We start from the raw sequence: 15,710 nt of genomic DNA, 5'->3' as shown, positions 1-15,710 counted from the left end.
AATAACAATAAAATGATACCTGTACACAACCACCTGAAGGCTTATGATGAGCGACTGATATTGCTCAATTCACCAGTTAAAACCCGGAAATCTTACCTGACAATATTGAGGAAGTATCTCCAATATTGTAACGATCAGAGCATAGAAGATCCATTTACAGATGCTGCTGTAAAACAATATCTTTTATATAGATACAGTCAAAAAATGGATTGGAAGACCATCAATATGGATTACTCAGCTATTAAAAAATACGTTGTTGAAGTACTTCAACAAGTGTGGAATACCCCGATGTTCCCACGACCCAAAGTAAATAAAGAACTGCCCAATGTCATATCAAAAGAAGAAGTACAAAAGCTCATTTCGCACGTACGCAATCTTAAATACAAAGCCTTATTCATCTTCCTATACGCTACGGGGATGCGCATAAGTGAGGCCTTGTCGGTCAAGGTAAAAGACATTGATTCTGATAGACTACAGATCAAGATAGATAAAGGCAAGGGTCACAAAGACAGATATGTAGATGTACCGATGGAATTGATAGAAATATTAAGACAATATTACAAAATCTACAGACCTACAGACAGACTTTTTTATGGGGAGACAACACAAGATGCACTGCCTGAACGCAACATACAGCATGCCATGATGCGAGCTAAAGAGAAAGCAGGCATCATCCATGATGTGAGCCCACATACATTGCGTCATTGCTACGCTACCCATCACATGGAACATGGAACGAATATTGTATATATACAGAAGATGTTAGGTCACACCAATCTAAAAACGACCTCGATATACCTTCATTTATGTGTAAACTTTCAGAGTCAAAGCATAATCCATCCGATTACAACGATCCAAATCAGTCTGATGGGCCATTCACAGACATAGGATCACTATTTAGAGCGTACAAAGAGACATATATCCACCTATACAAACCGCAGAAGCACGAGATCAGATTTATCAAAGATGTAAGTAAATGTAAAACACCTGCGCTCGGAGGGATCGTAATAAGTTGTAAAAGTTGCAAAAAGAAGACCTATTTATATAAGTCATGTGGCAATAATCAGTGTCCAAAATGTCAAAGTATAAAACGTATACAATGGCAAGACAAGCTGGCGAGCAAGATGCTTAAATGTCCCTATCAGCACATCATCTTTACCATACCTCACGAGCTAAATTATATAGGAAAAGGCCATCCAAAACTATTGTATGGCGTGCTATTTAAGGCAGCTTGGCTCACCATAGAACGACTGGCAAGAGACCCAGAAAATGTAGGGAGGTACACCCGGAATGACAGCCGTACTGCATACATTTGGCTCAGATCTCAAACAACATATACACCTGCATACCCTGGTCACCTTTGGAGGTGTAAGCAAGGATGGCAAATGGGTATGGCCCAAACGAAAAAATAAAATCGCACCGTATCGCAAAATATGTAGCACCTTCAAAACCATCTTTATCAAAGAGCTGGAAAGTCAGCTGCAGAAAATCGATCCATCGTATTATCAAACAGTAAAAGGTATCATCAATAGTACCAAAGAAGTGAGGTGGTGTGTACACAACACGCCACCTACTGCTCATACCAAAGTCATAGAAGAATACCTAGGTCGATACATATGCAGAATAGGAGTAAGTAATAAAAAAATACAGTATGATGAAAAACAACAGATCGTAAAAATGGAATACAATGACTACACAAATCAAAAACCCAATGAAGCAGCGCCTAAAGCGATCAAGCAACTCGACCCCATAGTAGCCATGCGACAAATCATGATACATGTCTTACCTCCCAACTTTCAAAAAGTAAGAACATATGGCATCATGACCAAATCAAAATCCGAAAAAATAAAAATAACAATCCCGGCACTCATCAAAGAAAATGGTCAAACCATAAGAACATTGTTTCAGATAGTGAAAGCCTTACTACAAATAACGGAAGACGAAGAAGAGGAAAAAATAAAATGCGTTTCATGTCAATCCACAGATAGTGAGATAGAAATCATAAAACCTGATGCTGAATGGTACGAAAAGCACATTGGCCGAGAAAGTAGAAACAAATCGCCTGCACAAACACCCAAAATAGTACCAATAGACCCTAATGCTTCATCGAGGCCTGAGGTATCTATGGAGACAAAAGTCAAAATCAAGGTCGAACACGCAAAAATCTAATCAAATCTTAGGTTAGGAAGGTAAAACCAAAAGCTATTGCAAAAGATTAATGTCTAAAACTCAAAATTATAGCCCAAAGCCATTAAAAATAACTACTACAATCAAAGCAAATCCCATATACGGCTCGTTTCAGGCCGTAGGATTAAAAGATTTCATTGTTTGTATAATAAATAAATTGGCTATAATCCAACGGTCTAAACTTAAATATCTACAAATTCGCTATGGGTTTTGTGCAATTAATTTATCTTTGTACATGCGAATTCGTAGATATTCCTATGAGTTGTATGCTATTTAACCGAAAAATACTAAAATATGATGATAAGAATTCCACTAATACTGTTTTTTTTGTGTTTAGGACAATTCTCTAAAGCACAAATCATTAATCAAAACTACTTACCTAAACAATGGCAATTTTACGACCTTGAAAATGATAATATTTATGGAATAAGTGCTTTAAAAACTAAACAAACAATTATAAAAAATAAAAAGCCAAAACAACAAATAATTGTAGCTATTATTGATTGTGGTACAGAAATCAATCACAATTATCTTAAAAATTATATTTGGACAAACAAAAAAGAAATATCAAACAACAATATTGATGATGATAAAAATGGCTATATCGATGATATTAATGGTTGGAATTTTGTTGGTAACACAAAATCTTCTTGCACTGAAGATATTAGAGATTACATTTTTTTAAAACCAAAATTTGCATCCTTAAAGGATAGCATAGCAATCAAAAATCATCCTGACTTTAAACGATGGAAATATGTTGTTCTGCAAAAAGAATATTTTTTTAGTGAAAAAACAATTGCAGAGGATAAAATTTACTTTCAAGAATTTATTAACGATTATAATCGACTTTTAGAATACTATAAAGACAAACTAAATATTGAAAATGTAGATTATAAAACACTAAAAGAAAATCCTATAACAAAGGAACAAGATTCAACTCTTTACAAAAACTACTTGAAAAGGATTAAATTTTTGGAAACAAGTTCAGACTCGTTAAATTTTAGCATAAACAAAAAAATTAACGAGTGGAATGAAAGAATTGAAGAAATTGATAATGAAATACTATATATAAATACACTAATTGAAAATTCAAACCCATATTTTTATTTTCACAAAGAAAATATTTATCCTGAAAACAAAAATCAAAAATATTATGGAACTAATAATGTTTTTCCAAAGGAAGAACATGGCACTGCTTGTGCAGGATTAATTGCAGATTATAATTACTTAACAGAAAGCAATAGTATTTTAATAATGCCCATTAGAATATTTGTAAATGTTAATCAAGACCAAAACGACAAAGATTTATACAATGCAATAAAATATGCTGTTGACAATGGAGCAAAAGTTATAAATATGAGTTTTAGTAATTTTACTTGCCTTAATAGAAAACTTATAGACAAAGCTTTTAGATATGCCCAAAAAAAAGGAGTAATAATAGTTCAATCTGCGGGTAATCTATCGATAAATATTGATAATCCAATAAGATTCCCATCGGCTGAATTAGCTAATGGGAAAAGAGTAGATAATGTTATAAGAGTTGGTGCATCAAGCTATTCATCAAACAATCTTGCTTGTAATTTTTCAAATTATGGTCAACAACAAGTAAATGTATTTGCACCTGGAGAACATTTATATTATCCAACATTAAATAATAAGTATTTAGAAAATCGTTCTGGGACAAGTTTTGCAACACCAATAGTAGCAGGACTTGTGGCAACACTTTGGAGTTATTATCCACAATTGACTTACAAAGAAATTATGAACTGCATTTTGTCACCGATAAAAAAAAATAGAAATTGAAACAGTTCAACCCAAAAGTGAAAAATTAGTTAGATTTTCTTCACTATCCAAATCTGGTGGAATTGTGAATATGTATGAAACTTTTAAATTTGCAGAAGGACTATGAAAAAATAAATAAACAGCATACAACACTGGTTTCACGCTATTGCTGAGCTTGCGCTTGCGTTTTGTATTTTATGGAAAATAAGCAAGTTATTCCAATTTATCTTTCTAAAAAATTCTGTATTTTTGTTTTGGTCAGTCTTTGCAGCAGCAACAGACGTGAAGCCAGAGAACGTTGTGATGTATTAAATGAGAAAAAATGAACTATAAAAACTTGGAAATGTTGTCTAAATAGCTAACTTTGCTTAATGAAATCTGATTTAGTAAGAGAAGTAGCTTTTTATGGAGAGCATTTTCGAAATTTCTATCAAGGATTAGATAAAAAGGCCAAACTAAAAGTAGATTGGACAATCAACCTTTTGGAAACAGTTGAACATATTCCAGAAAAATATTTCAAACACTTAGCTAACACAGATGGACTTTACGAGATTAGGGTTGAAATTGAATCAAATATTTATAGAATTTTCTCTTTTTTTGACGCTGGAAAATTGATTGTAGCTATCAACGGATTCCAAAAGAAAACAAACAAAACCCCTAAATCTGAAATAGAGAAAGCACTTAAAATTAAAAAACAGTACTTCAATGAAAAGTAGTAATTTAACATCATTTAGAGATCATCTCGACGAACAATACGGAAAAGTAGGTACTAAATCCAGAACCGAGTATGAAGAAGGATTCGAAGCGTTCAAATTGGGTGTAATGCTTCAGGATTTGCGAACCAAAGAAGGTATGACTCAGGAAGAGTTGGCCAATAAATGCGGTACGACAAAAAGTTATATTTCAAGAATCGAAAACAATGCTTCCGATATAAGATTGTCAACCATCATGAGAATTTTCAGAGAAGGCTTTGGAAAACATATCAAATTATCGGTTAATTAAATAACACATCATAACAGATGCTTTGACGCCAGTTTTGGCTATCGCCAAAAACCGTCGCAAAGCACAGCCGTTAGCGGTCATTGTAGGACGTCCACACAGTACCGAGGAATACACTAATCAACTTTTACGAAACAATCGTAAGAATTACTTTGACAAAATATTATGACAATAGAAAAGAAGAAAAAATCACTTTTCAGACGAATATTAAAATACACATTTCGAACCCTCGGATTAGTTTTTTTAATTCTACTTATTTGGAGTATAATACCCTTAAGTCAAAATGTAAAACCAATTCAACCAAGACCTGATACAAAGTATTGGACAATGCAAAATGGTTATAAAATAGCATATACAAATATTAAGGGAGACACTGCTAACATTAAACCTATTATAATTTTTTTACATGGCGGACCAGGAGGATATATTCATTCAGCCATTATCTCTCAAATGAAAGAAGTGGCTAAAAACGGTTTTGATGTTTATCTTTATGACCAAATTGGTTCAGGTCTTTCAGACAGATTACCTAAGCCAAGAGATTATTCTTTTGAAAGGCATTTGAAAGACCTAAACGAAATTATTAACACTCAAATAAAGACAGAAAAGGTCATTTTGATAGGGCATTCTTTTGGAGGAATTTTGGCAACTCATTTTGTAGCTAATCATCCAGACAAAGTGGATAAATTAATACTTTCTTCACCGGGTGACTTGCAACCTTATAGAACGAATACTGATGGAACAATGGCTGTCATGAATAAACTATATCCAACACCTGCACAATATCAATTTAAAAAGCCAATAGAAGTATTTGAGCAAACTGAAAAAGATTTTTTACAACCAAGAATTGTAATGTCAATGTTATGTGCCTTGGCTTTTAATTTCAAATGGGCAAGCGATAGGGAGTTTGATGATTATACTAATACAATGGCTTCTAAATTCACCAAAGGAATGGTAGCCGACCCAAAGAATGTAAAACCCGAAGAAGGTGGTGCAGGTGGTTATTCTCACGGATTTAGCAACTATTATGGAAACCTTGCAGATATTAGAACCAAATTAAAACAACTGAATATCCCGACTTTTGTTTTGCAAGGACAGTATGACCAAGGCGAATATTCATCTGTATATGAATATGTGGACTTACTAAAAGGGGAATATAAATTTATTGAGAATGCTGGACACATTATATGGTGGGACAAACCAAACGAATACAATGAGACAATACTAAATTTCCTTAGTGCTGATAAAACAACGAAGCCTCAACAACATTACAACAAACTTGACTAAAATGATTAAGAAGTATTTGGTCTTTATATGTATGACTATTTCAGTAATTTTAATAGTAATTGCAGCGTTAGCCTATCCAGGAGGCTCGTTGCTTGACAAAAATTCTGTGGGCTTCGGCTGGTCAAAAAATTTTATTAGCAATTTGTTTGAGGCAAAAGCGTTAAATGGTTCTGAAAATACTGGGAGAATTTGGGCAATTTTTGGAATGGCATTCCAGTCGGTTGGTTATGGTGTTTTTTTTATAAATATTTCGAAAAAGATTTCTTTAAGAGTATGGTATAATGTTTTAAAATATATCGGATTTGCCAACATTTTTTTTATTTTCTTAATTGCAACACCCTATCACGACATAGGAACAATATCAATTGTTATAACATTGTTTGGACTATTTATTATTACTTTCTTCGTCCTTAAATCAAAACTACATTTACTTAAATTTTGCTGTATAATATGCTTATTGACTTATTACTGTTTCTTTTTCCTATATGGATTTAGTTATTTGGAATTAGCCTTTATAATGCAGAAAATATATTCTATAAGTTCAATATTATTAGTTCTAGGACTTGAACATTTTACAAAGTATGAAGACTTTGAACATATTAAACCGAGAGAACAGAAAATAACAACGAACCGCTAACAAGGGTTTGCCAAAAGTGGGGCTGAAGTGCTAAATTGAACATTAGTAATTCTATTTGGCATTTGTGCAAAATTCAACATTTGTGCTTATAATTCCCCACCTTCGGCAAGGTGTGCTGTGAATGATAAATCAGTTGTATTGATTTATCAATGCTCTACAAAAGATGATGGTAGGTCCATCGGTGTCGCTGTGTAAGCGGAGGCATCAAACCGCCTCTCGGTGCATGGATAGTAATTGAAATGTGTTGAACGGAAAGAGGAAAAGGCTCACTAGATGGGTCAGGTAAGAATAAGAGAGATGAATGAAAATGAATCTGTGATGAAGTAGTGAGAGGGTGGCTACAATTTGTCAAAAGCTCGTATTCTTTGGCTGCGAGTGAAAAGTCATAGCGAGAACTTACTTATTGGCTATGGGGCAAACGCTATTGAGCAGACATGAATCTTATTCAGGCTTTTGTAGGGAACTCAGGAAGTCCATATGAAATGCAAAGCGAACGGCACAAGTGGGAAGACCCCATGAGGCTTATAATAGCAATGTTTATATGGATGGCGGATACAGCTGTAGTAATGATGAAGTGCTTGTAATGAGCATGGAGTGAAGGGCTGTAGTTATACGGTTTTAAGTAGTTAAACAACTTTAGTAAAACAAAGGATGACAGAATTATTTGAGACAAGATCAAAACCTATTCCGATTACCAAAGAGATGGTAAGGGATGCCTATCGGCATGTTAGGAGTAACAAAGGAAGTGCAGGAGTGGACGAAGAGGATCTTCAAAAGTTTGAGAAAAATCTTTTACCAAATTTGTACAAACTATGGAACAGACTTTCAAGTGGTAGCTACTTTCCCAAGCCAGTAAAAGAAGTAATCATACCCAAGTCAGGAGGTGGAGAGAGAAAGCTGGGCATACCTACAGTTACAGATAGGATAGCACAGCAAGTAGTCAAGGCTTTTATAGAGCCACGATTAGAATCGGAGTTTATAGCCAATTCATATGGGTATCGACCTCACAAGAACGCACACCAAGCGATAGAGCAAGTACAACAAAACACTAGGCAATACGCATGGGTCGTGGACATGGATATCAGCAAATTTTTCGATGAAGTAGATCATGAATTATTGATGAAAGCCGTTGAGCGACATGTGTCAGAAAAGTGGGTAAAGATGTACATTAGAAGATGGCTAGAGACACCGATCTCGACCAAAGAAGGACTAGTTGCAAAAACAGGATGTGGAACACCACAAGGAGGAGTGATTAGTCCGTTGCTAGCGAATTTGTTTTTGCATTATGTACTAGACAAATGGATAGAGAAAACATTTCCTACGGTAGCATTTGTACGCTACGCAGATGATGTGATTGTGCACTGTATCAGTGAGCAACAGAGCCATTATGTACTAGAAGGCATAAAGCGAAGATTAGCAGCATGTAAATTGCGACTAAACGATGGGAAGACCAAAATAGTCTATTGTCACAACTACAAACGAGCTATCAGAAAAGACTATCCCAAGAAATTTGATTTTCTAGGATATAGTTTCAAACCCATGAGCAAACCATCCACAAAAGGCGGAATGTTTCTAGGATTTGATTGCGAGATGAGTATGAAAGCACGAAGTAGGATAATTGAACAATGGAAGGAGATGGATTTTCACCGAGATAGTTCGCTAACATTACACAAGCTAGCAGCGATGCTCAACGTTAAGACGAAAGGCGTAATAAGCTACTATGGCAAATATAATATTTGGTGCATAGAAAAATTGTTACGACATTTGGACTATCGTATAGCGAAATGGGTTAAGAATAAGTATAAGCGGATGAAAGAAAGTTATCAAAGAGCATTTGATTGGTTAAGAGAGATAAAAGCCTCGTACCCCAATCTATTTTATCATTGGCAATTTTCAAAAATCTGAATAGATTTGTATAACAAGAGCCGTATGAAGCGAGAGTTTCACGTACGGTTCTGTGAGAGGCTTTGGCTGTGATGCTCTTGCCTACTCGACCCCCAAAACGTTATCTCGGATTAAAAAAGATTACAAAAATTCAGTCATCCTACCCAAATCATTTAATTTAGGCGGACCCATCAATATCATAGGTAATCAGCCGCGGCAGACAAAAAGTACCTTGATATCTCGTTTTGTTATATTTAACTATAATCGATTTGTATCGATCGATAAGCTCAAATATTATACACACACCTATTTAATTAACATCATTCAAAAATAAAAGTCACTTAGAATTCACTAAATCAGTCATTTTTGCCTACTTTTGGGATGACAATGGTCGGTTCCAGGCCGACTTCCCGTTGGTAGCAATTTTACAGACAACTTTCAAATGGACCATAAATTATTTACGAACTACTCTTTACTTTGCCAGACAAAGTCGGAAGATGATAAAATCTATTATTGGGAAAATATGAAAAACATTTTCCCAATCCTTGATGAGATTTTAAAACCATTTTTATCTTCTAAAATTTTGTCCTGGCAACATTTTGAAAAACTAAAGTGGTTAAAAAATGAAAAATGTTATAGAGTGAGCAGTTCAAAAATACCAACAGGTGGTTGTATCGACTGGAATTACGAAAATATAGAAAAAACATTGACCACTTTCCTAAAGGACAAAGCACTTCATAACCATATTTGGAATAACCTTAATGGAAATCCGGGTATTCCTATTCCCCAAAATTCATTGGACAAACGGGGCTATGTTTTTCATTACAGTACTACAGTATTTGGAGATAGAAATAAATTAAATCGAGACAAAACAACTGATTGGTATAATAGAATTACTGATTTTAGATTTCAAATTCAGTACTTTTACAATCAGTTTTCCGATTTGGGTGTTAATCAAATTATTGACATTTCATTTAGACAAAGTTATCTAAATGATAGCGAAAGAGATAACCTGGTGAGAAATATTTTTAATAAGGTAAATGGAAAATTTCTTTACAAGAGGATTGACATAGAAAATCCTTGTAGTTTTACAGAAACATATGAAAAAGCATATTATATTGAAAAAGAAAAATTAGAGGAATGGAAGCAAATATAAAAAGCACCTAACCCTCGGCTTTTACCATATTGACAAACTTATTGACCCAGACAATAAGAGTATGTTTAAATTTTTATGTTTGAGCGAAAGTGAAAAAATTTATTTTTGGACAAGACGACTGAATGGTCTCGTCAATGACGAGGATCGAGTAAAAAACTTTACTCAATAAAGCGTCGCACTGAGCGTAGGCGAAGTGAAGGAACTGCGAACAACGGCTCGCAGCAGATACAGAATATAGCCGGTCAAGACGATTTTTTAAAAAATGTCTTGATCGGGACAGAAACGTCCCGAAAGCTCAAGCGTAGCTTGACGCGGTACGGCGAAAAATATAACGCTGGACAAAATTAAATTTGCCACTTGGAGACAAATGATAAAAGTTTAAACATACTCTAAATTAAAAGGAGAAGGCAATACTTTGAAACACATAAAAATCACTCAACTTGACAACAAACAAAAACAACAGATAATAGAATGGTTGAAACAGATAACGGAATAATGCTAGCACTATATCTATAAAAGACAAATAAATCAAAAATGATAGACCTATTACAACAAATTTCAAAAGAAGCGATTGCACTTAATCCAGACTTTTTCTCAGATGAAGAAAAAGAAGTAAAATGGATAGGTAGAAATCCTGCAACAGAGGAAAGCATTATACAAACACAAGAAAGATTGGGTGTTAAACTACCCGATGATGTAGTAGCATTTTATAAAATATCTGATGGTACGTCTGTCATCTTAAACCAAACCTTTGGGGCATTTCTGCCTATAGAGCAGATAGATTGGCTCAAAAATGCGGATCCATATTTGATTGAATGTTATGCAGAAATGGGTGAGGCTTTTACCAATGACTTAAAAAATAGCATTATCATCGCTGGAGCTCAGTACCCACATAGTGTGCTTTTGATACATCCTTATGGCGAACATAAAGCATGGCGTTATTGGGAGTTCGCGACTTATAATCCGGGCGAACATCCGTTTGATGGTATAAAGGATTATCTTACAAGATTAGCAGACTTTCTTAAAGAACAAAACATCAATAAAGCAGAAACTGAATAAATAATTGTGTTTAGAAATGTATCTTCATATTACAAAAACGATTTGTTGTTTAATTTCTCAATAAAAAAGCCATGCATCATCTGTCTATAAAATACAATAAATCAACCGACCTGAATGAACTTTGGCATTCGTTCTATGATTTCTTAGGCTTACTGCGACATAGTGGTCAATTATTAGGTAGAGATATGAATCCATATGTGCACAATGGAGTGATGAATGCAGTGATTGTTACTATTGCAGAAGATGCTTTTGATGTGAAGTATCAAAACAAATATGTAAAAAGCCGTATTAAATCTTTAGAAAAATTGTGTGGCCATTCACTACAAATCAAATGGGTAGGCACTGGCGAAGATCAGGAAAATAGTATTTGCACTTGCAAAAAACATGAGCATTTATTGTTGAGGTATGCTGATGCGTATTCACCCATTCAATGTGGTAAGTGTTATAAATCCATACCGTTTTATAAATTAAAAAAGGTAAAAGATTTTGGGTATGAGCCTATCACAAGCTGGATGAGCAATTATATGGCTTGTGTAATATTAGATGTTAATTGTAGCGTTGGTGAGAAGTGGGCTATGGCACAACAAACGGAGTTTGATTCTGAATTGTCCATTTTAGGAAGAGATACAGCTGCACAAATACAAGCAGCAACGGGCATAAAATGTTATTATTTTTTGAATAACTTTTTAGAACAAAGCAGATATAAAGACCTAAACAGACCTTGTCCTTGCTGCAAAAAACCATGGAAGCTCAATGAAGAAATTCATAAATATGTGCTTTTCAAATGCGATGATTGTTTATTAATGAGTAATGTTTCTTATAATGTTGCTGAGATTAGTTTGCCATTGATCTTTCCAGAAGTGGAAAAGGTTTTGAGTACTTTTAATGACCGGGCACTGGCCGATAAGATATGTTCATTAATAGAAACATGGGAGAATTTCGCCAGAAGCTATGTTTATAAAGAAGAATATATCTACGAATGGCAAAATGATATGGATGCAAGACGATTGCTTGACGAAAGCCTATCTTTGACTACAAATCCATTAAGAAAATCAATCTTAAAACTCATAAAACCCCTTGATGACTTTGTGATGGAAAATACTTTTGAAATTGAGAAATGTATTTGGGGTGAAAAAGTGGAGAAAGAAAACAAATATAATCGCAAGAAGCATTGGTATTATTATAGGGTAAATCAATTGGTATTTGATAAAATGAAACTGGAAGATAAAAAAGTTACAAAATATTTTAGTTAAATAAATTCGCCTATCAGGCAAAATGATAATATGAACCTCACTTTTGAAAAAGTAAGACTATCTATGCTTGGGAATGAGGGTAGCGGGCAGTTTAAACAATTTTAGAGTATGTTTAAAATTTTTCTTAGTTGTAAATCAAGAGATTATGGTTCTGGCAATAAAATAATCAACGCATTTAGCGAGCTAAATAAGGCGATTATTTTGAAGTCAGGTTCATAATACATTGATTTTAAGGCAATAAAAATTCAAACATACTCTTAGTGCAAAAATGGGATACACCACTATTTTTACTTTTTATTTACCCTCTTATTTGCAGTTTAATTTTTTTTAAACCTTAATTTGCGGTTCAATCAAAGCGTGAAAAAATAATCATTAAAAAAAATGCATATAATAATCATCATATCACTCTTACTGAGTTGCTCCTTTTATTCATTCGGACAACAAAAAGAAGAAATAAACTTACTTCTGGCCGATAGTACCTGGGGGAAAGAAATTATTCAAATACCCTTTTGGTTTGCTCCGGAGATTAATTATAAAGGTCACGAAGACATAAGGTTTGCAAAAGGTTGGGCGGATATAAATAGTGCCGGCTTTTGGACTTATGTTTTTGCCTGGGACATCAATTTAAAGACTAAGCCAACACCAAATTTTTTTGAAGACAATCTTAAGCTCTATTTTGATGGATTGATGAAAGTGGTGAATGAAGATACATTGATGACTATTCCAAAGACAAAAGCATCAATTATAGAAAAAGAACAAAAAAAAGATCTGACAACTTTTACAGGAACAATAGAAATTTACGATGCATTTACAACTAAAAAAATGATAACACTACATGTTACCATAGAAAGTGTTTACTGTAAAAAAACCAAAACATTCATACCTTTATTAAAATTCTCTCCACAAGATTTTAAGCACATAGCTTGGGAAATGCTTAACCAGGTAACACTTCGCGATAGTATTTGCAATAATAACCTTAAAGACATCAAATGAAAAACCTGATATCAACATCAAAACTAGGACTTTTTATTTTATTATTTTCCATTGGAATTTCTTGCAATTCTGTAAGCAAAACACAAGCACAGCCAAAAGAAGAAATATTGACAACTCAGCCACTACCTGAAAATGAAAATACTCAGATTGCAGCATATGTAACAAGTGTTTTCGAAGATTCCAAAGGAAATTTATGGTTTGGAACGCTTGATAAAGGAATGGCTATGTATGATGGTGAAAAATTAAAATATTTTACTACAAAGGATGGCTTACCTTCTGATAGAGTCACCAGTGTGAAGGAAGATGCCAATGGCATTTATTGGTTTGGTACGGGAAATGGCTTATCCAAATATGATGGGAAGGATTTCACAAATTTTAAAGTAGGAGAAGACCCAAATAGTAATGTGATTTCTAAAATACTTATAGATCGTAAGAAGATTTTTTGGGTCGGTACTTGGAATGGTATCTACAAATTTGATGGAGTGGCATTTCATCCTTTTTCTGTTCCGTACCCTGAAGTAGATACCAAAATAAACGAAGACACCAAATATTGGTCGACGCTGAGTGAAGATTCTGAAGGCAATATCTGGTTTAGACGAGATGGTTATGGCCTTTGTAAATATGATGGGAATTCGTTTACGCATTTTCTTACAAAAGATGGACTTCACTCCAATAATGTAACCACAATTGAATTTGATAAAGAGGGAAGTGTTTGGATTGGAACGAGAGTCGCTGAAAGAGATGATCCTGACCCAGAAAAACGATTTGGAAAGGGTGGCGTCAATAAAATGATAGGCAAGAAGATAATTTCATTTCCGGAAATCAAGGGATTTAATGATGGTGATGTGTACGGAATCTACAGAGACAAATCTGATAACATATGGATAAGCACCGTCAAAAATGGTGTATATAGATATGATGCCCGCCTGAATGACGAAGTCGGGCAGGGCGCATCGTTTAAAAATTTTGATGTTCCGATTTCAATCATGGGAATGATGGAGGACCGAAAAGGGAATTTATGGTTGGGCGGAGCAGGAGGATTATACAGAATTAATAAGGAAGGCGATGTTGTAAACATAACGACACGTGGACCTTGGAAATAATGAAAACACGAGTAATAAACTTAAACATATGACAAACATCGAAATAAAGAAAGTATTCATTATAAGAAAGCTAATTTTAATTGTGCTCTCATTTCATTTGTCTTCATGCACCGGACAAGTCAAAGAAAAATCAGCCAATGTTCCTATAGAAATAGTGACAAAGAATCCATTGGTATTCAATAATAATACCACATTTCCGCAAATTCATACCAATCTGAATGGAATGGTCAGAGAGTTTGTAAGGTCTATGTATCAAGATACAAAAGGGAATTATTGGTTTGGAACAAATGGAAGCGGGATCATACGCTACGATGGTACATTACTTGAAAAAATGAACATCGAAAGAATCGGGCCAGGGATGAGGGTTCTGTCAATAGTAGAAGATAAAGCTGGCAATGTATGGTTTGGAACTTCTGAAGGACTCATAAAATACGATGGCAAGCAATTTACATCATTTGCAAAAAAAGAAGGATTACCAGGTGATGATCCTGAAATTTGGGGTTTAACCATTGACAAAAACGGACTCATTTGGGTTGGATCGATCGGAGGAGTTAGTCATTTTGATGGAGAGAAGTTTACACCTTTTTTGTTGCCAGAAACAAAAGTTGAAGATTTTAAACCCAGACTTTCTGATAAATTGGTGTTTAAAATTATGGAAGATCGAAATGGGACGATGTGGTTTTCTACCGATGGAAATGGAATTTTTAAATACAAGAACCGGAAGTTTACTCATTTAACCAAAAAAAATGGACTTACTGACGATAATGCCGGTTTTTTTGAAGACTATAAAGGAAATATTTGGATTGGAACATTGTTTGGAGGAACCAGTAAATTTGATGGAACTTCTTTCACCAATTTAACAAAGGATGGCATTATAAAAGGAGAAGAAACCGGTGCTTTTTTAGAAGATAGAAAAGGAAACATCTGGTTTACGGCAGAAAATGTTGGAGTATATAAATATGACGGCACTAATTTCACGTTATACACTACTGAAAACGGATTAACTGCAAATCTTGTGCTAAGCATTTATGAAGATAACAAAGGACAACTTTGGTTCGGCACCTGGCAAGGTATGTGCATTTTTGACGGTGAAAAATTCGTGAATGCTAATATCAAGGAACCTTGGACAAAGTAAAAATATAGTGGACAGAAAATATTCGGCATCAAAGACGAGACCACTCAGTCATCTTGTTCAAAATTAGTTCCTAAATTTGTTGTGTTGTTAAATTCAAAAATATTGGTGCCGTTATACTTCATCCTGTTAAAAGTTTCATCAATTAATGTCTTTAAAAAATAACTTTTGAATTTGGATCAGAATAACGCACTTTTGTATTTTCGTATTTTTCTAAATGAATATGAAATCTTTAGGTTAT

Annotated in this window: 14 protein-coding genes; all 14 read left to right on the top strand. The window is 34.2% G+C overall.

Annotated features, from left to right (window positions below; translation table 11 throughout):
* Positions 1-12 precede the first annotated feature (12 nt).
* Positions 13-888, top strand: a complete 876-nt coding sequence (locus IPK35_20920; protein MBK8055664.1) for a tyrosine-type recombinase/integrase — start codon at positions 13-15, stop codon at positions 886-888.
* A gap of 402 nt (positions 889-1,290) precedes the next feature.
* A complete protein-coding gene (locus IPK35_20915) occupies positions 1,291-2,169 on the top strand; it encodes a transposase (protein ID MBK8055663.1) in 879 nt (292 codons plus the stop codon).
* Positions 2,170-2,481: 312 nt separating this feature from the next.
* On the top strand, positions 2,482-3,990 hold the full coding sequence (locus tag IPK35_20910; GenBank protein ID MBK8055662.1) for a S8 family serine peptidase: 1,509 nt from the start codon (positions 2,482-2,484) through the stop codon (positions 3,988-3,990).
* Between the two features lie 350 nt (positions 3,991-4,340).
* Positions 4,341-4,685, top strand: a complete 345-nt coding sequence (locus tag IPK35_20905) for a type II toxin-antitoxin system RelE/ParE family toxin (protein ID MBK8055661.1) — start codon at positions 4,341-4,343, stop codon at positions 4,683-4,685.
* Positions 4,675-4,971, top strand: coding sequence for a helix-turn-helix transcriptional regulator (locus IPK35_20900; protein ID MBK8055660.1), 297 nt, complete (start codon positions 4,675-4,677; stop codon positions 4,969-4,971). The genes IPK35_20905 and IPK35_20900 overlap by 11 nt, the downstream gene beginning before the upstream one ends.
* 162 nt (positions 4,972-5,133) lie before the next feature.
* Positions 5,134-6,252 (top strand): alpha/beta hydrolase, encoded by a 1,119-nt coding sequence (locus tag IPK35_20895; GenBank protein ID MBK8055659.1) that lies wholly within the window; start codon positions 5,134-5,136, stop codon positions 6,250-6,252.
* A 4-nt stretch (positions 6,253-6,256) separates the two neighbouring features.
* Positions 6,257-6,889: a hypothetical protein gene (locus IPK35_20890; protein ID MBK8055658.1), complete on the top strand. Its 633-nt coding sequence runs from the start codon at positions 6,257-6,259 to the stop codon at positions 6,887-6,889.
* A 702-nt stretch (positions 6,890-7,591) separates the two neighbouring features.
* Complete coding sequence (gene ltrA, locus IPK35_20885; protein ID MBK8055657.1) at positions 7,592-8,794, top strand: group II intron reverse transcriptase/maturase; 1,203 nt, start codon at positions 7,592-7,594, stop codon at positions 8,792-8,794.
* Positions 8,795-9,215: 421 nt separating this feature from the next.
* On the top strand, positions 9,216-9,929 hold the full coding sequence (locus IPK35_20880) for a hypothetical protein (protein ID MBK8055656.1): 714 nt from the start codon (positions 9,216-9,218) through the stop codon (positions 9,927-9,929).
* 534 nt (positions 9,930-10,463) lie between these two features.
* Entirely contained in the window at positions 10,464-10,988 is a 525-nt protein-coding gene (locus IPK35_20875; protein ID MBK8055655.1) for an SMI1/KNR4 family protein, read from the top strand.
* A 71-nt stretch (positions 10,989-11,059) separates the two neighbouring features.
* Entirely contained in the window at positions 11,060-12,241 is a 1,182-nt protein-coding gene (locus IPK35_20870; GenBank protein MBK8055654.1) for a DUF2310 family Zn-ribbon-containing protein, read from the top strand.
* 381 nt (positions 12,242-12,622) lie between these two features.
* Positions 12,623-13,234, top strand: coding sequence for a hypothetical protein (locus IPK35_20865; protein ID MBK8055653.1), 612 nt, complete (start codon positions 12,623-12,625; stop codon positions 13,232-13,234).
* Positions 13,231-14,337: a hypothetical protein gene (locus IPK35_20860; protein ID MBK8055652.1), complete on the top strand. Its 1,107-nt coding sequence runs from the start codon at positions 13,231-13,233 to the stop codon at positions 14,335-14,337. The genes IPK35_20865 and IPK35_20860 overlap by 4 nt, the downstream gene beginning before the upstream one ends.
* A gap of 28 nt (positions 14,338-14,365) precedes the next feature.
* Entirely contained in the window at positions 14,366-15,472 is a 1,107-nt protein-coding gene (locus IPK35_20855) for a hypothetical protein (protein MBK8055651.1), read from the top strand.
* Positions 15,473-15,710 lie beyond the last annotated feature (238 nt).

The sequence above is a fragment of the Saprospiraceae bacterium genome (genome assembly GCA_016713025.1).
Lineage (GTDB): Bacteria > Bacteroidota > Bacteroidia > Chitinophagales > Saprospiraceae > OLB9.
The sequence above is the reverse complement of the archived record's forward strand: the minus strand, read 5'-3'. Positions and strand labels throughout refer to the sequence as shown.

Coding starts and splice junctions, on each gene's coding strand:
- IPK35_20855 (MBK8055651.1), top strand. CDS start 14,366: ATGACAAACATCGAAATAAAGAAAGTATTCATTATAAGAAAGCTAATT.
- IPK35_20900 (MBK8055660.1), top strand. CDS start 4,675: ATGAAAAGTAGTAATTTAACATCATTTAGAGATCATCTCGACGAACAA.
- IPK35_20875 (MBK8055655.1), top strand. CDS start 10,464: ATGATAGACCTATTACAACAAATTTCAAAAGAAGCGATTGCACTTAAT.
- IPK35_20870 (MBK8055654.1), top strand. CDS start 11,060: ATGCATCATCTGTCTATAAAATACAATAAATCAACCGACCTGAATGAA.
- IPK35_20860 (MBK8055652.1), top strand. CDS start 13,231: ATGAAAAACCTGATATCAACATCAAAACTAGGACTTTTTATTTTATTA.
- IPK35_20910 (MBK8055662.1), top strand. CDS start 2,482: ATGATGATAAGAATTCCACTAATACTGTTTTTTTTGTGTTTAGGACAA.
- IPK35_20915 (MBK8055663.1), top strand. CDS start 1,291: ATGACAGCCGTACTGCATACATTTGGCTCAGATCTCAAACAACATATA.
- ltrA (MBK8055657.1), top strand. CDS start 7,592: ATGGTAAGGGATGCCTATCGGCATGTTAGGAGTAACAAAGGAAGTGCA.
- IPK35_20865 (MBK8055653.1), top strand. CDS start 12,623: ATGCATATAATAATCATCATATCACTCTTACTGAGTTGCTCCTTTTAT.
- IPK35_20895 (MBK8055659.1), top strand. CDS start 5,134: ATGACAATAGAAAAGAAGAAAAAATCACTTTTCAGACGAATATTAAAA.
- IPK35_20920 (MBK8055664.1), top strand. CDS start 13: ATGATACCTGTACACAACCACCTGAAGGCTTATGATGAGCGACTGATA.
- IPK35_20905 (MBK8055661.1), top strand. CDS start 4,341: ATGAAATCTGATTTAGTAAGAGAAGTAGCTTTTTATGGAGAGCATTTT.
- IPK35_20880 (MBK8055656.1), top strand. CDS start 9,216: ATGGACCATAAATTATTTACGAACTACTCTTTACTTTGCCAGACAAAG.